The sequence below is a fragment of the Sphingobium sp. UBA5915 genome (assembly GCF_002431195.1).
GTDB classification, from domain to species: domain Bacteria; phylum Pseudomonadota; class Alphaproteobacteria; order Sphingomonadales; family Sphingomonadaceae; genus Sphingobium; species Sphingobium soli.
Genome location: NZ_DJDV01000100.1, coordinates 1 through 17,768, shown reverse-complemented (window position 1 = coordinate 17,768; position 17,768 = coordinate 1). Strand labels below are relative to the sequence as shown.

Below are 17,768 nucleotides of genomic sequence, written 5' to 3'. Positions count from 1 at the left end.
GTCTGTCGAAATCGCCTTTTTAGATTATGCGAGAGGTTTGCTTATCCGGTTCCACCTGAGACATCAGGAGCCACCTTGGGGTCGGGATCCTGTGCCTTGCCGGTTGCGGGTGCCGCTTTCTGGCTCGGCATAGCGGTGAGATAAGCAACGATCGCGTCAACGTCCTTCTCGGCCACCGGCGCCTTGTACACCTCACGCATCTTGGTGACGGTCGCCTTCCACTGGTCCGCCGATAGCGCAGGCTGAGTTAGCGCCATGCTGGCCGAGTGGCACGAAGTGCAGTTGGCGTTGATGACGTCGGCGTGCGGACCATCGGGGTAGGTAGCGTCATCGACCGGCAGGTCGACGCTGGTCGAGGCGAGCGAAAAGCCGCGGGCTGAGACGCTGGTGGGCGGTGCCGGCTCGGATGTCTCGGAGATCGGGGCAGGCGCCTTGCGGCTGCTCGGCGCCCCGATCGAGACGAGGATAATGCCGGTCAGGCCGATCAGGCCAGCGGCCATGATGCCGGGAGACGGGGTCTTCATGCTACTCGCTCCTCAGGCCGCGATGATGGTGGTGGTCTCGATATTGCCGCGCATGAACCCGCCCGGGTTCCAGATCGGCTTCATCGGCTGGGCGACACCGTTGGTGTTCCAGCAGCGCACCATGATCGGGTTGGCACCGCGTCGCAGCGGCACGCGACCATCCCACCGACGGAAGCTGTACCTGCCCTCGTCCGCTCCGAGCGTCGTCCTGTACCAGGTGCGGCCTCCGTCCGACGATACATCGACCTTGGCGACGCCGCAGTCGCCGCCCATCGCGATGCCGCCGACCGGGATCGATGCCTCATAGGCTATCGTCTGGCCATCGGGCAGGCTGGTCATCCAGCTGCGCGGGATCATGCGGTTGATGGGGACAGTCGGGAAGTCTCTGGCGCCGGGCGCGACATTCGCGCCCGGCGTCGCGGGGATCTTGTAGGCCTTGGCCATCCAATACTGGTCGTCGGGGCCGGGCAGTACCTCGATCGAGTTCAGCATCTTGACCCAATAGGTCGAGTACCAGCCCGGCACGATCAGCCGGCAGGGAAAGCCATTGAGGAGCGGCAGCTGCTCGCCGTTCATGCCGAAGGCGATCATCACTTCGCCGTCGCGGGCATGGTCGATGTCGAGCGCCTTCTCAAAGTCAGGGGCGCCCGCCACGACCGGTTGATCGAGCGCACCGAAGCGCACCTGCACCGCGCCTGTCTTGACCCCGGCGAGGTCGAGCACGTCGCGCAGGCGCACACCGAGCCATTTGGCATTGCCCATCGCGCCGTTGCCCCATTGCGCGCCGGCAACACGTGGCTGGAACAGCCCACGGCTGTTTCCCGAGCATTGGTTGACCGCCGCCATCTCGACCCGCGGCAGGCGCAGCAGCTGGGCGAGGCTGATCGACAGCGGTCGGTTGACGTGGCCGAAGACGTTGAGGCGGAAAGTCTCGACATCGATCGAGGTCGGGATGTCGGCCCAGTGCCAGCGGACGAAGAACTGGTCGTTGGGCGTGAACACCGACTTGTCGAACACGTCCATCGGCGTTTCCAGCAAGGGCGGATGGACACGCTGGAGGATCATGCTGCCCTTGCCGGGAAAGGCGCTGGTCATCGGCCGTTCGGCATTGCCGCCAGGCAGCTTCAGGTCGACGAGCTGCTGCGCCAGTGCCGGCGCGGCGGCAAGGCCGGCGGTACCGAGCGCGGCATGCCTGAGAAAGCGGCGACGGCTGGTCTCACTCGCCAGTTCGGCGTCGAAATTGTCCATGACAAGGCTCTCCTGTGGCCAGCCACGCTGGCGGATCGAAGGGGCGTTTCGCAAGTGATCGGACCGACTGATCCGATCATCATGGCGGATCAGTTCGGGGTGGCGATGCAGGGTGAGACGAACAGGTTGCCGCGCCATGCGCCGGCCAGCGTCTTGGCGCCGACGAGCAGCCACATCGCCGCAAGCGCGACTGTCAGCACCGTGCCGACGAAACCGAAGAAACCGAGGTTCAGCGTCGTGCCTAGGCGTAAGGTGGCGACGGTGTAGACGCCGAGCGGAAAGGTATAGCCCCACCAGCCCAGGTTGAACGGGACGCCGGCGCGCCAGTAGCGGATGGTGATGAGCGTCGCGAGCGCCAGCCACCACAGGCCGAAGCCCCACAGGCAGAGTCCGGCCACAACGCCGATCCCTTGCGCGACGGCACCGATACCGGCCAGCCCGTGCGCCGCGAGGATAGCCGGCGCGTCCGCCCCGAGCACCAGCATGCCCAGAGCACCCGTGCCGATCGGTCCCAGCGCCAGCCAGGAGGACGCCGCCATGCTCTCCTGCGGCAGTTTGTGGAGCGCCATGCGCAGGATGAGGATGGCGAGGATGCCGAACGCGACCGGCACCGAATAGGCCCACAGCACATAGGAGGTCGCAAGCGTGACGAGCTGCGCGTGAGGATCGGCCAGATGCGGCGCGAGCAGCCCGCCGCTGGCGCCCGCCACTTCGGCAGCGACGACCGGCAGCAACCATACCGCGGTCATGCCGTCCAGGCTGTGCTCGTGACGGGTGAACATCATGTACGGGATCAGCACGCCACAGGCGAGCGACATGGCGGCGTCGATCCACCACAGGACGTGTGCGACCGGTACGATGCCATTCCCGAACCGTGCGATGCCGAAGGCGAGGCAGCCGTTGATGATCGTCGCGAGGCCCATCGGGATGGTGCCGATGAACATCGACACGGTGTTATGCCCGAAGATGCGCCGCGCCTCGTGCCCGAACATCACCCAGCGCGCGCCATAAAGGCCGGCGAACAGCGCGAAGAGTGCGATATTGAAGAACCACAACACCTCGCCGACGGGTTTAAGCGAAGGCCCGATGCCGGGCACCTGCGGCAGCGCGAGCGCGAGGATACCGGTGCCCATCGTCGCGGCGAACCAGTTGGGCGTGAACTGACGAATCATCTCGCGGGGATGATCGAGCCGGCTGAGCGGCTTGAGGCCGCTGAGAACGGAGTGCGTGTCGGCAGTCATGCGACCTGCTCCTTGATGAGGTCCGTCAGCGCGTCGGCCGCGCGGGTGCGATAGCGTTCCTTGTGGCGCAGCGCGTGAAAGGCGCGGTCGGGCAGCCCGAGCGGCAGCTCGACAAGGTCACCGGCCTTGAGCGCGCGCGCGACGACCAATCGCGACAAGACGGCAACGCCGGCACCCGCCTCGACGGCGGTGCGCACCGCCTCGTTGGACGGCAGCGTCATCGCTATCGTCAGCTGGGCCGGATCAAACCCGCGCGTTCGCAGCACGTCCTCGAAGGTCGAGCGCGTACCCGATCCCAGCTCACGGACGATCCAGCGTTCAGTGCGCAGCCAGTCCTCGTCGACGCGCCCGGTGTCCTCGCGGCCGACCAGCACCATCGGATCACGCCCGACATGCCAGTGGGCGAGCGCCGGTTCGTCCACCTCGCCCTCGACGAAACCGAGCTCCGCCGCGCCGCTCAGGACCTGCGCTGCCGCACCTTCGGTGTTGTCGATCGCCAGTTCGACCGCGATCTGCGGGTGGCGTTCGTGGAAGGCGGCTAGCTTTGCCGGCAACCAGTAGCTCGCGATCGTCTGGCTGGCGACGATCCGCAATGAACCACGGGCAAGCCCGGCATAGTCCGCCAGCATCGTCTCGGCATGCGCTGCCCGCCCCAGCACCGCGCGCGCTTCCTCCAGAAAGCCGCGGCCTGCTTCGGTCAGCTGGATGCCACGCCCGACGCGGTGAAACAGAGGAACCCCGTAGCGCGCTTCGAGGGCAGCAATCGCGCCGGAGGCAGCGGACTGCGTGACGTTCAGCACCTCCGCTGCCTTGGTGACGTGTTCGCGCTCCGCGACACCGACGAAGATTCTGAGCTGCTCCAGGGTCATGCAGCATATATCGCGTACTTAGATCGATACGACCAACCGTTTGATATGGTCATTCCAATCTGGATATCGGAATGATCGGCAGCCTTTCGTCTGCGATGGTCTCGAAGACTTGGAGCGTTAGGCGGGCCTGCGACGTTTGATCGTCCATGACCGCTCATCACTGGCGGGGTGATCCTTGCGATGCTCGTCCTGTTCGTCGGCGCGCCGCTGGAACGCCACATCCGCGAGCGAGCCCGCCTGACGCCGGCCGAGGCCGCCAGGAAGGATGCCGAGCGCAAGCCCTGATCGCGCTGGCCCGCCCGGTGCCTGTCGGCGCTGAGGAGCAGCAAGGGCGCTATCAGGACACCAGCGCCGCATCGGCCTGCCGCCGGACTTCATCGGCAATCGGATGCAGCTCGGCCGCAGGCCGCTCGCCCACCACACTATAGCCGATCCCGTCGACTGCCCATGTGACCCGGCCCATGGTCCCGCTGGACGTGCTGGTCATGCTCGCAGTCTTGTCGATCTGCATAGGCCTCGTCAGCACCGCGAGTTTCGACGCTTGCGGTCCGTCGTAGAGGAGCAGTGCCGCAGGGCCGTGAGGCGTCGCGACCAGTCGCCCCCCACCATAGCGATAGCCGGCTGTGCTGAGGTCCGGGATGGTGACGCGCTCACCCAAACGGGCGGAGGTCCATCGGATCAGCATGGCGCGCTGATCCGGACCGATCTCCGCCGGTCGTATCCGGTCGGCGGCATAGACACGGAAATTGTCACTCGCCTCGTTGGCCAGCGCCGCGATGCCTGCGCGGGGTTCACCGCTCCACTTCGCGCTCGACCAACCACCGCCAAACCCGACCGCCAGCAGAAGTGACGCGGCGATGGCGAATTGCCATCGCGGCTGACGTTGCCGCCCCCTGATGGCTGCGACGCGCATCGTCGCCGGGATCGGTTCATCCGCGATCGGGGCAAACAGGGATGCAAGGGCTCGCGCCTGCTCCGCCTGTTCCCGCAAACGGGCATGCAGGTCCGGCTGGCCTTCAAGATAGGCGTCGACCAGGCGCTGCCGCTCGGGCGACAGCCTGCCATCGATCCATGCGGCCAGATCGTCCTCGCCGATCGGGCTGGTCATTGCACGCTCCTCAATCGCGGCCGTTCACCCTCCCGGAGGAGGGTCGCCAGTCGGTCGCGCGCCCGGGATATGCGCGACATCACCGTGCCCAGCGGCACGCCGACAACGGCAGCGACCTCCGCATAGGGCAGGCCCTCGACCGATACGAGGAGCAGCACCGTTCGCTGCTCCTCGGGCAACGCATCAAGGGCGCGCAGCAGGTCGCGGTGGTGTAGGCCTGTTTCCTGATCGGCCGGACGGCCGAGCGTGGCGTCGTCCACGAGGTGGAGCGGAACCGCTGTGCCTCGCCGGCTATGCTGCCGCTGATGGTCGACCAACAGATTGTGCAGGATCGTATAGACCCATGGGCGCACCTCCGCCCCGCGTCGTTGTCGCCAGCGCCCGACCGCGCGCTCGAGACAATCCTGCACCACGTCATCTGCCATTGCCCGATCGCGCAACCACGACCGGGCATAGCGGCGCAGACCGGGGATCAGGGGCTCGATCGCGGCGGCAAGCGGGTCCATGTCAGTCGCGCTGTACCTGCACGATGCGTCCCGGCGCGCCGTTCACCACCTCAGCGACCGCCAGAAAACGGCGGGGCGTCGCGGTGCTGCCTTGAACGATCTGCCGGATCGGACCCGACGCGTTGACGATCGCCGCACCCGCCGGGTTGCTCATGAAGTTGGCAAGCGGCTCTACAGCGCCGCTACCATCCGCGTTGGCGGTCAGCACGAGCATGTAGGGCTTCTTGGGCTGCAAACCGGTAACGGCACTCTGCACGACCTGAATGATGCCTTGGTCGAAGAGGGTGATGCTGCTTGCCGCACCCTTGCCGCCGATCGGCCCCATAGTCAGATGCAACGCCTTGCCGGCCGTGCCGAGCGGCTGGAGATTGTCGGTGCCGGGGCCTGTCGGAACAGCGTTCGGCACATAGGCGATCGCCTGCGGTGCCTGTCCGACCGGCACGGTAGCGACGACCGTGTTGCCAGCGGTGTCGATCGCGGCCAGCTCATCGGCATTCTCCAGCCCGACATAGATGCGCCGACCGTCGCCGGACGGCCAGACACCGTGCGGCATCTTGCCGACTGGAATGGTTGCCACCAGCGTGAAGTCGGACGTGCGGAACACCTTCACCGCATTCTCCCCGCCGACCGTCACATAGGCGAACTGCCCCTTGGCCGTGCGGGCGAAGTTGACGTGATTGGTGATCGGCCCGGTATCCAGCACCTTGAGGATTGTGAAGGGTGGCCTGGCATCGAATGCGACCGTCTTGCCGATGTCCTTTAGCGTAAACCACGCCTGCTTGCCGTCCGGCGTCGCGGCGATGTTGGGGCAGAATGGGCTCGGCTGCGCCACCTGTCCGACCTGTGCGTGGGTTGCGACATCGAACACGGCCAGCACCGGATTGAACGAGGAACAGACATAGCCGTATCGCCCATCGGGCGAGAAGATCGTCATACCCGGACCACCGGGCGTCTTGATGCGGCCGGTTTCCTTGTACGTCGCGGGATCGAGCACGGCGATATAGTCCTCGCCGCGAACGGTGACCCAGACCTCCTTTCCGTCCGGCGTGAAGAACGCCTCGTGCGGACTGCGCCCGACATAGGTCGTGTGTTTGACCGTGTTGGTGGCGGTGTCGATCCACGACACGGCATTCGATCCGATCGACACGACCGCCAAGGTCTTCCCGTCCGGCGAGAAGCCCAGGCCGTGGACCAGCACTTGTCCCTTGTAGAGCGGGGAGAAGTTCATCGGCTGCGGATCGCCGAGCTTGATGACGCCGAGCAGCCGGTTGTCGGCAGGGTCCGTCACCGACACCGTGTTGGAGAATTGTTCGGACGCATAGACGCGGTCGCGGTGGCTGACGGGCATGTCCTTGGCGTTCCACGGCGCCTGCTGCGCCATGGCGAGGCCCGGTGCGGCGCTCATCAGCAAGGCGGCCGAGCGCAGGATGGTCCGGATCATGTCAGTGCTCCATAGGGCTGTGGTGGTCGCCGCCCTGCGTCGGGGCCGGCGTCGAAGGCGGTAGCGGCTGACCGATCGCCAACTTCATAGCGGCAATCTCCTGCTGCTGATCGATGATGATCTCCTGCGCGATGCGCTTGAGCTGCTCGTTATGGCCGTAGCGCAGCTCCGCCACTGCCATATCGATCGCACCCTGATGATGCGGGAGCATCATCGTGACGAAGTCGCGGTCGACGTTGCCGGACGGCTTGACCATCATGCCCGCCATCATCCGGTCCATCGCGGCAGCCACCATGCTGGCGTAACCACCGGCAGGGGCGGCCGCGACTGCGCCTGTGAGCAGGGCCGAAGCAGTCAGACCGAGCATCCAATATCGTCTACGCATAAGCCTCCGGCGCATCAGTCCTGAAAGCATAGACGACGCTCGTCCGGGTTTATTCCATGGGTGAGCCGGTTATCAGCCTTCCCGATTGGGAACCTCCAACGGGACGACCGTGACCGACACAAAAATCCGCTGTATGCCCGCCGGGGCTTTCCCAAAATATGTTCCCGAAATATGAGTCCCGAAATTCGCTGTTTGAGATGGGATAACGGGACTCATGCTGGTTGGTTATGCGCGTGTCTCGACCTCCGACCAGGACCTGACGCTACAAACCGATGCGCTGACCAAGGCTGGCTGTGAAAAGCTGTTCACCGACAAGGTGAGCGGCGCGAAGCTGAACCGTCCCGGTCTGACCGAAGCTCTCAATTTCGTGCGGGCCGGTGACACGCTGGTGATATGGAAGCTCGATCGCCTTGGCCGATCGATCGGGGGCCTGATCGAACTGGCGGCGGACTTGTCCGCTCGGAAGATTGATTTCCGGTCCCTGACGGACGGGTTCGACACGGCAACCCCATCGGGCCGTCTGCTGTTCCATATCCTCGCTTCTGTCGCGGAGATGGAGCGCGAACTGATAAAGGAACGGACGATTGCCGGTTTGGCAGCGGCACGGGCCAAGGGCGGCACGGGCGGAGGCCGCAAGTCGGTCATGACGCCTGACATGCTCGATACCGCCCGCAAGCTGCTCAAGGCTGGCGACAAACCGGCGAAGGTCGCGAAGCTGCTCCAGGTCGGCCGTTCTACCTTCTATCGCCACTTCCCTGCGGCCGAGCGCGAACCCGGCTAACCGGCGTCAGAAGATCGTCGCGTAGTAGGATTGCTCGAACCGGCCACGGCTGATCCGGGCCATGCGCTCGATGCGTTCCGGCACCGGGGGCGGGCGACGGTTCCGGGCCGGTCTTGCGTCGGTGCGGGCTAACAGCACGAGATTGGCAATGGCCGCGCCCAACAGAAACTCTTCTTCGGCACCGCGCAGTCCGCGAAGGTGCAGGCGGGTCAGCCCTCGCTTGCCTTTGGCATCGGCGAACACCCGCTCGACACCCCGGCGCAGCCGCATCGACCGCTTGAATAGCGGCGTCTGCATCTCGCCGCGCACCATCTCACGCACGTCCTCATATTCGCTGTGCGTGACCGACCTGTTGCTGCCTGCGGTGCATTTCCGTTTGAGGTGACAGGCGCGGCAATCGGCAGGACTGGCGCTGTATCGGAGAAAGCCCGCCCGACGATCGGCACCGCGAAAGGGCAGTATCTTCCCAGCGGGGCAGACATAGCGGTCCTGCTCCCGCTCATAGCGGAAGGCTTCGCGGGGGAATTTGCCCTTGGTCTGTTCGGATCGTTCCAGCACCGGGATATGCGGGATGGTGCCGCGATCGGTGACGAACGCCAGGAACGCAGCGCTGCCATAGGCGGTGTCGGCCGCGACACGCTTTGGCCGATAGCCGAACCGATTGTCGGCCCGTGCCAGCATGGTCCGCCCCGCATCGACTTCCGCGGCGAAGCGGGCGGGACTGGCCTCCACGTCGATCGCCACCCCTCCCGGCGTGTCAATCAGGACATTGAAGGCATAGCCGAACCGGCCCCGCGCCGTGCGCGCCGACCATGCCGACGCCGGATCGGTGCGTGACACCTCGGCCGGTTTGCCACGCGGTACGCCATGTTCCTGCGGTGGAGCATTGGCCTGATCCGCCAGCCATTCACAAACCGGGCGGGGAAGCCGGGGCGCGGCCATGTCGGCGTCCCGCATCTTGCGCTGCCAGCTTGCATCGGCCGCGACGAACGATGCATCGATTGCGGCATCCTTGTGGGCGATCAGCCCCGCATCGGCGCAGCGCCGCACCGTCTGCTCGAACAGGATGCGGAAGATGCTAGCATCGCGGAAGCGGCCATGCCGGTTCTTGCTAAACGTCGAGTGGTGCGGCACCGGCGCGTTGAGCGGCAATCGGCAGAACCAGCGATAGGCGAGGTTGAAGCGGACTTCCTCACACAGACGGCGCTCCGACGTGATGCCATAGAGGCGAGCGATCAGCGCCATGCGGACCAGCAATTCAGGCGCGATCGAGGGACGCCCACGGCAACTGTAGTGCGGCGCGAGCGCATCGCGCAGTTCACCCAGGTCGATCAGCCCGTCTATCCTGTGCAGCATATGATCGGCGGGGATCATCGCTCCCAGCGCCCGCCAGCTTGCGCCCTTGCCGCCTCGCTGTTGCTCACCCATCATGGCCGCTGCTCCCGATGTGTCGAAGCAGGGAACCCGTTAGGAACGCGATCGGATCACCCGGCCTTTTTTCAACAGCCCCGACCGGTTTTGACACCTAAGTGGTTGTATATTGGTCAAGCAATTCGATCACGGCACAACTCGCCGCCCCGTCGCCCTCGCAACGGTCGATCGTCGTGGCAAGCAGGCTTTCGAGTTGCGCTAGGTCTGCCATTTTCGCGCGAACCCGCTCCAGGTGGTGGGCCGCGATCTCGCGGACCTCACTGCACGACGCCTGCGCGGGACCGCCAAGTGACAGGATCGCGCGCACCTCGGCCGGGGTGAAGCCGAGTTCACGCGCGCCACGGATGAATCCAAGGACGCGGACGTGGCCGGCCCCATATACTCGCCGGCCCCCGCTCGTGCGGGGTGGGGTCGCCACAATGCCGACGCGCTCGAAATAGCGGATCGTCTCGATGTTCACGCCGGTTCGGCGCGACAACTCGCCGATAGCTAGGCCTTTCTCATCCCTCATAATTCGCTTGCTCCTGTAGCCGCTACAGGAGGCATTAGGGGGTTATTCCGCCGGAGACGACTGATGAATAAAAGGATTTTGCCGCACGAAACCCTGGCCGCTTCCGCATCGCCACGCCGCGCCGACGCGGGGCTATCCGCCCTGGGTGCGCTGGCGAGCTTCGGCGCGGTCCTAGCCGCCGCATCCTGCTGCGTCTTGCCGCTCGCGCTGGCGGCGCTGGGCGTGGGGGCGGGCCTGTCGAGCACCTTCGCCGCGCTGATGCCTCTGCGCTGGGCCCTGACGGCGCTTTCCCTCGTCGGCCTGGCTGCCGGGTGGTGGGCGTATGTGCGGCGTCGGAGGACCTGCGCTGCGGATCGGTCCTGCACCGTGACCCTACCGTCCCGCGCAACTCCGATCATGCTCACGATCGGCACGACCCTGACGCTGACCGCGCTGATATGGGATCGCATTGAAGCGCCGCTTATAAAGGCGCTTTCCTGATGCAGCTCACCTCCACGCTGACCTGTCCCGAGTGCGGCGGTGTCGCGACCGAGACGATGCCCACCAACGCCTGCCAGTTCTTCTATGATTGCCGACATTGCGCGGCGGTGCTGCGGCCCCTGGCCGGCGACTGCTGCGTGTTCTGCTCGTTCGGCGATGTCCCATGCCCTCCGATTCAGGAGGCGAAGGCGAACGGGACCGTGGCGGGCTGCTGCGGGTGAGGGGGTATCGCACCTTTCAATCCGGGATGAGCGCGTAACCCCGGATTTGTAGATTCGCCAAGGTTGTAAGCGCCGAATCATCGATCTCAACGCCCGAAGCCACTTGGTTCGGCATGATCTCATTTCCGACCATGGCCTGACTGCAAACGCGGATTGAAACACCGGCTTTCTGGAGAGCGGCAATCAGCGCAGCGTTCGGGTTGGCCGCTACCTTCATACGCGCCGCATATGGCGCGTTCTGCAGGACGAGCGGGGTCGCGGGACCATGAATGATGACGGCGATGTCACCAGCCGGATGGACCTTGTCCGCGCCTAGCAGGTTCACGAAGCGCGCGACCTTCTCAAGGCTGGGATTCACTTTGTTGGGAGAGCTTGCGGCCTTGGTGACATTGAACAAGACGCGGTAGCGAAGCTTGGGATCGGGCCGCTCGGCAGCACTGGGCACGGCCACGATCCCGCCAAATCCCGGTATTACGGGATAAACCAGATTATCCTGTGCAGCTAGCGAGGTGCCGCCGGTCAGCATCGTTGCCGCGAGCAGAAATGTGGCGAAAGCTCTTTTTGGCAACCTTGCTCTCCTGTTGGACGGTAGGCGCTGCATAAACTCTCCAGAAGTGGGAGCCTACGCCTACGCAACACTGAACTGGCCCATCATTCCATTATCCTCATGTTCAAGGATATGGCAGTGATACATGAAGGGAGCGCTCTTGGCCGGCTGATCAAATCGGATGAGAAGCTCCACCGGTTCCTTGACGAGGACCGTGTCGCGCGGCCCCTGGTCGAGAACATCGGGCTGCCCGCCACCGCGGGTGAGAACATCAAAGTGGACGCCGTGAATATGGATCGGGTGGCGCATCATTTCGCCAGACACCTCCCATATTTCGGTGGAGCCTAGCTTCACCGTCTCATCGATGCGATTCATGTCGAATGGCTTGCCATTGATCGTAAGGCCGCCACCGCCGCTTCCTGAGCCCATCATGCCGCCCATGCCCATGTTGAGGCTCAGACGGCGACGGCGCACCGCCTTGCTGGCGTCGGGCCCAGTTCGTGATGCCAGAAGGGTCGGCACGACGCCGCTGGCACGAGCCTGTCCCAACGGCCGTGGTTCAAACCGCAGCACGGTCGCTGGTGCCGCGGCATCGGTCCTTCGGGCGCCACGCCCCATCATACCCATGCCGCCCATCATCGAGCTGTTGGTATCAGCCGCCGTCACCAGCGAGGCGGACCTACCGTCCGTGAAGTCCACGAGAAGCTCGGCACGTTGGCCCGGCGCCAAGGTTATGGCTTCCAATGCCACTGCGTGTTCGAGCAGCCCCCCTTCGGTTCCGATCCAGTGAAAGCTCCGCCGATCGGAAAACGACAGCTCATAAATCCGCGCGTTCGATGCGTTGACGAGCCGCAGGCGAACCAACCGATTTGGCACCGCCGCCAGCGGATTCACCGCGCCGTTCACAAGGATCGTGTCGCCGCGCCGGCCCTGCATGGCGACCATCATGCCGCCTGGCATGACAAGGCGACCATTTTCGAACTGGCGATCCTGGATGAGCAGGGGCAGATCGTCCACGCCATATTCTGACGGGAGCCCCAGGCCCTGCTCTTCGTCGTCGGTTACCAGCAACGCCCCAGCCAGGCCCGAATAGACTTGCTCGGCCGTCAACCCATGGACGTGTGAGTGATAAAGGAGGGTCGCTGCGGGCTGCCGGATCGGGAGCGTGGGCCGCCAGGTCGCGCCCGGCGCGATGATCTGATGGGGGCCGCCATCCAGCTCTCCGGGGATCAGAAGCCCGTGCCAATGCACAGTCGTGTCCGCGTTGAGCCCGTTGGTCACGACAGCCGCCACGTCGTCGCCACGGCGCACCCTGATCGTCGGTCCGAGATAGCTGCCATTATACCCGAGCGTGTCACTCGGCCGGCCTGGATAAAATGAAGTCGTTCCGGACTGGACCCGTAGCGCGAATGAGCGGCCAGGCCGTGCGTCCAACAGCGGCGGCATCGGAAGCGGGTTTGCACCTCCCCCGCCGAGGCCCGGCGTGGAGCGCGAGCAAGCGGTGGTTGCGAACAATGCCGCTCCGCCAGCCAACAGCGAACGTCGATCGAGCATCTAAATCTGTCCCAGCGTGCAGCGCAGCTCGGAAGCGATACGGACAGCCTGGTCGATCAGCATGGGGTTACCTCGCACTCCGGCGCTTCGAAGGAGCCTCGATGGCTTGGCGAAATAGTAGCTCACGGGGGGAACCTCCTAGCTGGCGCTTGATCGAACACCACTCCATCATATATGCTACATATAAGATGTTTGGAGCAACTGTGCCACCTTCCCTCGTTAAAATGTCTCCGGAGCTTCTGGAGGAAAAGGCCGGCGAAGCGGAAGCGTTCCTCCGTTCGCTTGCGAGCCGGCACCGTCTGATGATCCTGTGCAGCCTGCTCGGCGGGGAGTTGTCGGTAACCGATCTGGGCGAACGCCTCGGACTGACACAGTCGAATTTGTCCCGCCATCTGGCCACGCTGCGCGACGAAGGCCTGGTCGGAACACGGCGGGAGAAAACGACGATATTCTACCGCATCACGTCCGAGCGCGTGCTGCCGATCCTGACGGAACTCTACGCACTCTTTTGCGCCGGTGACGAAGCTGAGAGCAGAGAATCCTGACGATGGAGGGTTTCACCCCATTCTCGGCCATCGTGGGCGGCGCGCTAATCGGCCTCTCGGCTTCCTTCCTGTGGATCGCCAATGGGCGCATCGCTGGAATCAGCGGCATCGTCGGCGGGGTGCTTGCGCCTGTCCGCGGCGAGATGGCCTGGCGCGCAACATTCCTGGTCGGCCTGCTCGCCGCGCCCTTGCTCTACCGGGCGGCGGGCGGCCTGCTACCGGACCTCACGTCGCCGGCCCCAGTCGCCGTCGTGATCGCAGCCGGCCTTCTGGTGGGATTTGGGACTCGGCTCGGGAGTGGTTGCACCAGCGGGCATGGCGTCTGCGGAATAGCGAGGCTCTCGCCCCGCTCGCTCGCCGCGACAGGCGTCTTCCTCATCACAGCGGCCGCGACTGTGTACGTCGCCCGACACGTCATCGGACTCTGAGCAATGAGGAAGCTGCTCATCGCGCTCGCCTCGGGGCTCATTTTCGGCTTCGGCCTGATCGTCTCCGCCATGATAGCCCCCAGCAAGGTTCTGGCGTTTCTTGATGTCGCCGCGCCGTCGTGGGACCCGAGCCTTGCCTTGGTGCTGGCCTCGGCCGTCATGGTTTCAGCGTTGGGATTTGCACTCGGCCGAAGGCGCGATGCTCCGCTTTTCGCACCGGCGTTCAATGGGCCATCGTCCCGGTCCCTGGACAAGAAGCTTCTCTCGGGCGCGGCTTTGTTCGGCGTCGGATGGGGCCTCGTCGGCTACTGCCCTGGTCCGGCCCTGGTCGCCCTGAGCCTCGGAGCGCCGGCGGCGCTGGTGTTCGTCGTGGCGATGCTGGCGGGCATGGGCGTCTTCGCCCTTCAGGAACGTTATCGCGCAGCCAGGCCCGGGGCAAACCCATGACGCCGGTCGACATCCTCACGCTCATATCCGGTGTCGTCGTCGGCTTTACCCTCGGGGTGATCGGCGGCGGCGGCTCGATCCTTGCCCTGCCGTTGCTGCTGTATGTCGTGGGCATGAAGGACCCGCACGTCGCGATCGGCACGAGCGCGCTGGCGGTGGCCGCCAATGCCTTCGCCAACCTGATCCAGCACGCCCGGGCCGGAACCGTGAAGTGGCCCTGCGCCCTCGTCTTCGGGGCATCGGGCGTCATAGGCGCCCTGATCGGCTCCACCCTGGGCAAGATGGTGGCGGGTCAGCATCTCCTGGTGCTGTTCGCAGGCGTGATGATCGTGGTGGGGGTTTCCATGCTGCGCGGCAAATCCGGCGGCGGCGACCCGGGCGTGCGGATCACGCGCCCCATCGCTGTGCGGCTCGTGGCGATCGGCCTTCTCGCCGGCCTCCTGTCAGGGTTCTTCGGCATCGGCGGCGGCTTCCTGATTGTGCCCGGCATCATGCTCGGCAGCGGCATGCCCATCCTCAACGCGGTCGGATCGTCGCTGTTTTCGGTGGGAACGTTCGGATCGGCGACAGCCCTCAACTATGCCCTGTCAGGACTCGTGGATTGGCGCGTGGCCGGCTTCTTCATCGCTGGCGGGGTCGCTGGCGGCGTCGCCGGCATGCAAACCGCCATCCGGCTCGCCGATCATAAGGGCTTGCTCACCCGCATCTTCGCTTTCGTCCTGCTGGCCGTGGCCGCCTACATGCTGTTCCGCAGCCTGGGCGGGATCGGCGGCTAGACACCATTGGAGACCGATCATGATCTTTCGTCAGTTGTTCGAGCCGGAGTCCTCGACCTACACCTACCTCCTCGGTTGCCCGGAGACGCGCAAAGCCGTCCTGATCGATCCTGTCCTCGAAACGATCGAACGCGACCTTGCCGCGCTTCAGGAACTGGATCTCGAACTGGCTTATACGTTGGAGACGCATGTGCATGCGGACCACGTCACATCGGCCTGCTATCTGCGCAGCCTTACCGGCTCCAAGATCGCGTACCCCGCCATGGACGGCCTTCCCTGTGCTGACGTGGGGGTCGCCGAGGACCAGCCTTTGACTGTCGGCGCGCTCAAGCTTCAGCCGCTGTTTACGCCGGGGCACACCGACGCCCACCATACCTACCTGGTTGAGCAGCCCGATGGTCTTCGCGCCTTCACCGGCGACGCCCTGCTAATCGACGGCTGTGGCCGCACCGACTTCCAAAACGGTGACGCCGCCACCCTTTATCACTCCGTCACGCAGAAGATTTTCACGCTGCCGGGCGATGGTCTGATCTACCCGGCTCACGACTACAATCATCGCCACATCACGACAGTGGCGCAGGAGCGTGAACGGAACCCGCGCCTTGCGGGCAAGACCGTTCAGGAATTCGTCGCGATCATGGCCGCTCTCGATCTTCCCTACCCAAAGAAGATCGACGTTGCCGTTCCGGCAAACAAGCTTTGCGGTGATTGCCCGACAGATTTGCCGGAAATGCTGCGCCAGATAGGCGGCAAGTCCGAGCAGGGCTGAGCCATCCGATACAGGTTCATTTACAGGAGAAAGTCGATGCCAACACGCACCTCGAAACAACTCGTTTCCGAAGCGAATGCGATTGTCGAAACTATCGCGCCTGACGATGCAGCCAAACTTGTCGGCAATCCCAAGGTCCAGTTCGTTGACATCCGCGAGCCAGGGGAAGTCGCAAAATCGGGGCTGGTGGCTGGTGCGGTGCATGTCCCGCGTGGCCTTCTGGAATTCCAGGTCGATCCTGAAAGCCCCACCCACAATGCCAAACTCGCCAGTGGATCGCGGTTGGTGCTCTATTGTGGGTCCGGCGCCCGCTCGGCGCTGGCCGCAAAATCACTCAAGGAGATGGGCGTGGAGAATGTCGCCCACGTCCCCGGCGGGTTTGCGGCGCTCAAGGATGCCGGCGCTTCAATCGCACCGGAATAACCCATGGCGCGCTCGAGCGCCGCTTCTCGCAGGCAGGATACAATCCTTGGATAGCCATATCGCATTCGCCAGCCTCGGATTGAGCCCGATAGCCATCTCCATAGGCCCGCTCGACATCCGCTGGTACTCGCTGGCCTATATCGCCGGCATCATTGCCGGGTGGTGGTATCTGCTGCGGCTGCTGGCCCAACCAGCGGCCCCGATGAACCGCGCACAAGCCGACGATCTCGTGTTCTACGCGACGTTGGGCGTTATCCTCGGTGGCCGTCTCGGCTATGTGATCTTTTACGGTCCTGAGATGATCTTCGACCCCCTGCAAATCCTCAAGCTGTGGGACGGCGGCATGTCGTTCCACGGGGGTGCAGCTGGCGTCTCGCTCGCGCTGATCCTGTTCGCGCGACGACACGGCCTCGAATGGCTGCGGGTCCATGATTATGTCGCCTGCACCGTGCCGATCGGCCTGTTCTTCGGCCGCCTCGCTAATTTCGTGAATGGTGAGCTTTGGGGAAAGCCCACCGATGTGCCTTGGGCGATTGTGTTCCCCGGAAGTCGCGATGGCCTCGCGCGTCACCCGAGCCAGCTCTACGAAGCCGGGCTGGAAGGACTGGTCTTGTTTGCCGTGCTCGCGTGCCTTTTCTGGTTTACCAACGCCCGACGTCGCCCTGGCATGCTCGTCGGCGTGTTCCTTCTTGGCTATGGGCTCGCTCGCTTCATTGTCGAATTCTTCCGGGAGCCGGATGCCCAGCTTGTCGGCTTCACAGCCAGAACAGGGCTTCATATGGGTCAGTGGCTCACCGTGCCGATGATTGCCGCAGGTATCTATTTGATAGTCGCAGCTTGGCGCGCCGGCTCGCGCAACCAGCAGGGCAAATCAGTAAAAAGTGAGCCAGCAATCATGCCAAAATCGAGTTGCAGTGAATAGGAACTAGCGGTCGCTATCCTGCTGCTCCTCAAGGCTAGCACCAACTTTGATTGTGCATCGCACCGTCTCGCGCGTTCGGGCTGCGGCCTTGCTGCACCCTTCGATCGTTTCGCGATTGGCCAACACCATCCTGTCGGCCGCTATGATCGCGCGGAACGCGGTGGGCGAGGCGGCCTGCATCATCCGCTGCCCGCCTTCCCACATTGACAGGTCGAGCGCTCGCGCCGCCATCTTTTCCGGCCATTGCCAGCTCGCCGGCACGGCACGCGCGACGACGCCGGCGAACGCCGCCCAAAGCACCATGCCGAGCACCACTCCGCCGATCGCCGTCCACATCAACCAGCGGTTCTGCTCGTAGCCCCGCCGCGCCGATGCGGTGACGCCCTGAAGCGCCCGAGTTGCATCCTTCAGCTCTGCGGCTGCGGTCGCGATCGTCCGCCGGTCCTCGGCGCGGGCGTCACCGCCTGCCGCTACGATCCGGTCAACAACGTGACGCGGCGTTGCTCCGTCCCTGGCTGCCGTCACCAGCGCGTCGGCGCGCTGCAAGGTGGCGTCGATCTTCTGCACCATGCCCGCCAGCGTCTCGCTATAGGGGGCGTTTGCGGGAGGGG

The 17,768-nt window shown here is 64.6% G+C and carries 23 protein-coding genes and 1 pseudogene; 10 read left to right on the top strand and 14 right to left on the bottom strand.

Annotation, left to right across the window (positions count from 1 at the left end; genetic code table 11):
• Nucleotides 1-41 precede the first annotated feature (41 nt).
• The 8 genes from B2V90_RS18140 to B2V90_RS18105 all read right to left on the bottom strand — a co-directional run bounded on the left by B2V90_RS18140 (nt 42) and on the right by B2V90_RS18105 (nt 7,304).
• Nucleotides 42-524 carry a c-type cytochrome gene (locus B2V90_RS18140; protein ID WP_021224435.1) on the bottom strand — a complete coding sequence of 161 codons (483 nt, stop codon included), beginning with the start codon at nt 522-524 and terminating at the stop codon, nt 42-44.
• A gap of 12 nt (nt 525-536) precedes the next feature.
• Nucleotides 537-1,772, bottom strand: coding sequence for a molybdopterin-dependent oxidoreductase (locus tag B2V90_RS18135; RefSeq protein WP_021224436.1), 1,236 nt, complete (start codon nt 1,770-1,772; stop codon nt 537-539).
• A gap of 89 nt (nt 1,773-1,861) precedes the next feature.
• Nucleotides 1,862-3,013: a TDT family transporter gene (locus B2V90_RS18130; protein WP_021224437.1), complete on the bottom strand. Its 1,152-nt coding sequence runs from the start codon at nt 3,011-3,013 to the stop codon at nt 1,862-1,864.
• Entirely contained in the window at nt 3,010-3,882 is an 873-nt protein-coding gene (locus B2V90_RS18125) for a LysR family transcriptional regulator (protein WP_021224438.1), read from the bottom strand. The genes B2V90_RS18130 and B2V90_RS18125 overlap by 4 nt, the downstream gene beginning before the upstream one ends.
• Before the next feature lie 337 nt (nt 3,883-4,219).
• A complete protein-coding gene (locus tag B2V90_RS18120) occupies nt 4,220-4,990 on the bottom strand; it encodes an anti-sigma factor family protein (protein ID WP_021224441.1) in 771 nt (256 codons plus the stop codon).
• The gene (locus B2V90_RS18115) at nt 4,987-5,496 is read right to left on the bottom strand and encodes an RNA polymerase sigma factor (RefSeq protein ID WP_021224442.1); all 510 of its coding nucleotides are present in this window, start codon (nt 5,494-5,496) and stop codon (nt 4,987-4,989) included. Before B2V90_RS18115 ends, B2V90_RS18120 begins: the two co-directional genes overlap by 4 nt.
• 1 nt (nt 5,497) lies before the next feature.
• Nucleotides 5,498-6,937, bottom strand: coding sequence for a YncE family protein (locus B2V90_RS18110; protein WP_021224443.1), 1,440 nt, complete (start codon nt 6,935-6,937; stop codon nt 5,498-5,500).
• A 1-nt stretch (nt 6,938) separates the two neighbouring features.
• Nucleotides 6,939-7,304 carry a DUF305 domain-containing protein gene (locus tag B2V90_RS18105; protein ID WP_021224444.1) on the bottom strand — a complete coding sequence of 122 codons (366 nt, stop codon included), beginning with the start codon at nt 7,302-7,304 and terminating at the stop codon, nt 6,939-6,941.
• A 232-nt stretch (nt 7,305-7,536) separates the two neighbouring features.
• On the opposite strand from B2V90_RS18105, the gene B2V90_RS18100 reads away from it, so the two are divergent.
• Entirely contained in the window at nt 7,537-8,103 is a 567-nt protein-coding gene (locus B2V90_RS18100; protein WP_004212894.1) for a recombinase family protein, read from the top strand.
• Nucleotides 8,104-8,109: 6 nt separating this feature from the next.
• On the opposite strand, the gene B2V90_RS18095 is transcribed toward B2V90_RS18100, so the two are convergent.
• Together B2V90_RS18095 and B2V90_RS18090 are read right to left on the bottom strand one after the other, a co-directional pair.
• Complete coding sequence (locus B2V90_RS18095) at nt 8,110-9,534, bottom strand: transposase (RefSeq protein ID WP_021224445.1); 1,425 nt, start codon at nt 9,532-9,534, stop codon at nt 8,110-8,112.
• Between the two features lie 94 nt (nt 9,535-9,628).
• Nucleotides 9,629-10,045 (bottom strand): MerR family transcriptional regulator, encoded by a 417-nt coding sequence (locus B2V90_RS18090; RefSeq protein ID WP_021224446.1) that lies wholly within the window; start codon nt 10,043-10,045, stop codon nt 9,629-9,631.
• 63 nt (nt 10,046-10,108) lie between these two features.
• Between B2V90_RS18090 and B2V90_RS18085 the strand changes: the two genes are divergently transcribed.
• Entirely contained in the window at nt 10,109-10,525 is a 417-nt protein-coding gene (locus tag B2V90_RS18085) for a mercuric transporter MerT family protein (protein WP_004213257.1), read from the top strand.
• The gene (locus B2V90_RS18080) at nt 10,525-10,746 is read left to right on the top strand and encodes a GDCCVxC domain-containing (seleno)protein (protein ID WP_004213258.1); all 222 of its coding nucleotides are present in this window, start codon (nt 10,525-10,527) and stop codon (nt 10,744-10,746) included. The genes B2V90_RS18085 and B2V90_RS18080 overlap by 1 nt, the downstream gene beginning before the upstream one ends.
• Nucleotides 10,747-10,762: 16 nt before the next feature.
• Here the strand turns inward: B2V90_RS18080 and B2V90_RS18075 are convergent, their stop codons facing one another.
• From B2V90_RS18075 to B2V90_RS18065, 3 genes and pseudogenes are all read right to left on the bottom strand, one after another.
• Nucleotides 10,763-11,347: a DsrE family protein gene (locus B2V90_RS18075; RefSeq protein ID WP_293922652.1), complete on the bottom strand. Its 585-nt coding sequence runs from the start codon at nt 11,345-11,347 to the stop codon at nt 10,763-10,765.
• A 27-nt stretch (nt 11,348-11,374) separates the two neighbouring features.
• Entirely contained in the window at nt 11,375-12,241 is an 867-nt protein-coding gene (locus B2V90_RS18070) for a multicopper oxidase family protein (RefSeq protein WP_293922780.1), read from the bottom strand.
• A gap of 114 nt (nt 12,242-12,355) precedes the next feature.
• Nucleotides 12,356-12,739, bottom strand: a pseudogene (locus B2V90_RS18065) (multicopper oxidase domain-containing protein); the annotation flags it as partial.
• 311 nt (nt 12,740-13,050) lie between these two features.
• On the opposite strand from B2V90_RS18065, the gene B2V90_RS18060 reads away from it, so the two are divergent.
• The 7 genes from B2V90_RS18060 to lgt are packed head-to-tail and all read left to right on the top strand — an operon-like array spanning nt 13,051 to nt 17,157.
• Nucleotides 13,051-13,392: an ArsR/SmtB family transcription factor gene (locus B2V90_RS18060; protein WP_004213264.1), complete on the top strand. Its 342-nt coding sequence runs from the start codon at nt 13,051-13,053 to the stop codon at nt 13,390-13,392.
• Between the two features lie 2 nt (nt 13,393-13,394).
• Nucleotides 13,395-13,820 (top strand): YeeE/YedE family protein, encoded by a 426-nt coding sequence (locus B2V90_RS18055; protein ID WP_004213265.1) that lies wholly within the window; start codon nt 13,395-13,397, stop codon nt 13,818-13,820.
• Nucleotides 13,821-13,823: 3 nt separating this feature from the next.
• Nucleotides 13,824-14,267 (top strand): DUF6691 family protein, encoded by a 444-nt coding sequence (locus B2V90_RS18050; protein ID WP_004213266.1) that lies wholly within the window; start codon nt 13,824-13,826, stop codon nt 14,265-14,267.
• Nucleotides 14,264-15,043 carry a sulfite exporter TauE/SafE family protein gene (locus B2V90_RS18045; protein ID WP_004213267.1) on the top strand — a complete coding sequence of 260 codons (780 nt, stop codon included), beginning with the start codon at nt 14,264-14,266 and terminating at the stop codon, nt 15,041-15,043. Before B2V90_RS18050 ends, B2V90_RS18045 begins: the two co-directional genes overlap by 4 nt.
• 19 nt (nt 15,044-15,062) lie before the next feature.
• Complete coding sequence (locus B2V90_RS18040; RefSeq protein WP_007016078.1) at nt 15,063-15,812, top strand: MBL fold metallo-hydrolase; 750 nt, start codon at nt 15,063-15,065, stop codon at nt 15,810-15,812.
• A gap of 36 nt (nt 15,813-15,848) precedes the next feature.
• On the top strand, nt 15,849-16,235 hold the full coding sequence (locus B2V90_RS18035; RefSeq protein ID WP_004213269.1) for a rhodanese-like domain-containing protein: 387 nt from the start codon (nt 15,849-15,851) through the stop codon (nt 16,233-16,235).
• Between the two features lie 46 nt (nt 16,236-16,281).
• Entirely contained in the window at nt 16,282-17,157 is an 876-nt protein-coding gene (lgt, locus tag B2V90_RS18030) for a prolipoprotein diacylglyceryl transferase (RefSeq protein WP_007016079.1), read from the top strand.
• Nucleotides 17,158-17,160: 3 nt separating this feature from the next.
• Here lgt and B2V90_RS18025 read toward each other — a convergent pair.
• Nucleotides 17,161-17,768 (bottom strand): DUF6118 family protein (locus B2V90_RS18025; protein ID WP_293922646.1); only part of this gene is annotated, 608 nt, incomplete at its 5' end.

What these genes read in the sequence shown, in the direction of transcription:
- B2V90_RS18140 (WP_021224435.1), bottom strand. Translation starts at nt 524, where the DNA reads ATGAAGACCCCGTCTCCCGGCATCATGGCCGCTGGCCTGATCGGCCTG.
- B2V90_RS18135 (WP_021224436.1), bottom strand. Translation starts at nt 1,772, where the DNA reads ATGGACAATTTCGACGCCGAACTGGCGAGTGAGACCAGCCGTCGCCGC.
- B2V90_RS18130 (WP_021224437.1), bottom strand. Translation starts at nt 3,013, where the DNA reads ATGACTGCCGACACGCACTCCGTTCTCAGCGGCCTCAAGCCGCTCAGC.
- B2V90_RS18125 (WP_021224438.1), bottom strand. Translation starts at nt 3,882, where the DNA reads ATGACCCTGGAGCAGCTCAGAATCTTCGTCGGTGTCGCGGAGCGCGAA.
- B2V90_RS18120 (WP_021224441.1), bottom strand. Translation starts at nt 4,990, where the DNA reads ATGACCAGCCCGATCGGCGAGGACGATCTGGCCGCATGGATCGATGGC.
- B2V90_RS18115 (WP_021224442.1), bottom strand. Translation starts at nt 5,496, where the DNA reads ATGGACCCGCTTGCCGCCGCGATCGAGCCCCTGATCCCCGGTCTGCGC.
- B2V90_RS18110 (WP_021224443.1), bottom strand. Translation starts at nt 6,937, where the DNA reads ATGATCCGGACCATCCTGCGCTCGGCCGCCTTGCTGATGAGCGCCGCA.
- B2V90_RS18105 (WP_021224444.1), bottom strand. Translation starts at nt 7,304, where the DNA reads ATGCTCGGTCTGACTGCTTCGGCCCTGCTCACAGGCGCAGTCGCGGCC.
- B2V90_RS18100 (WP_004212894.1), top strand. Translation starts at nt 7,537, where the DNA reads ATGCTGGTTGGTTATGCGCGTGTCTCGACCTCCGACCAGGACCTGACG.
- B2V90_RS18095 (WP_021224445.1), bottom strand. Translation starts at nt 9,534, where the DNA reads ATGATGGGTGAGCAACAGCGAGGCGGCAAGGGCGCAAGCTGGCGGGCG.
- B2V90_RS18090 (WP_021224446.1), bottom strand. Translation starts at nt 10,045, where the DNA reads ATGAGGGATGAGAAAGGCCTAGCTATCGGCGAGTTGTCGCGCCGAACC.
- B2V90_RS18085 (WP_004213257.1), top strand. Translation starts at nt 10,109, where the DNA reads ATGAATAAAAGGATTTTGCCGCACGAAACCCTGGCCGCTTCCGCATCG.
- B2V90_RS18080 (WP_004213258.1), top strand. Translation starts at nt 10,525, where the DNA reads ATGCAGCTCACCTCCACGCTGACCTGTCCCGAGTGCGGCGGTGTCGCG.
- B2V90_RS18075 (WP_293922652.1), bottom strand. Translation starts at nt 11,347, where the DNA reads ATGCAGCGCCTACCGTCCAACAGGAGAGCAAGGTTGCCAAAAAGAGCT.
- B2V90_RS18070 (WP_293922780.1), bottom strand. Translation starts at nt 12,241, where the DNA reads ATGATGGTCGCCATGCAGGGCCGGCGCGGCGACACGATCCTTGTGAAC.
- B2V90_RS18055 (WP_004213265.1), top strand. Translation starts at nt 13,395, where the DNA reads ATGGAGGGTTTCACCCCATTCTCGGCCATCGTGGGCGGCGCGCTAATC.
- B2V90_RS18050 (WP_004213266.1), top strand. Translation starts at nt 13,824, where the DNA reads ATGAGGAAGCTGCTCATCGCGCTCGCCTCGGGGCTCATTTTCGGCTTC.
- B2V90_RS18045 (WP_004213267.1), top strand. Translation starts at nt 14,264, where the DNA reads ATGACGCCGGTCGACATCCTCACGCTCATATCCGGTGTCGTCGTCGGC.
- B2V90_RS18040 (WP_007016078.1), top strand. Translation starts at nt 15,063, where the DNA reads ATGATCTTTCGTCAGTTGTTCGAGCCGGAGTCCTCGACCTACACCTAC.
- B2V90_RS18035 (WP_004213269.1), top strand. Translation starts at nt 15,849, where the DNA reads ATGCCAACACGCACCTCGAAACAACTCGTTTCCGAAGCGAATGCGATT.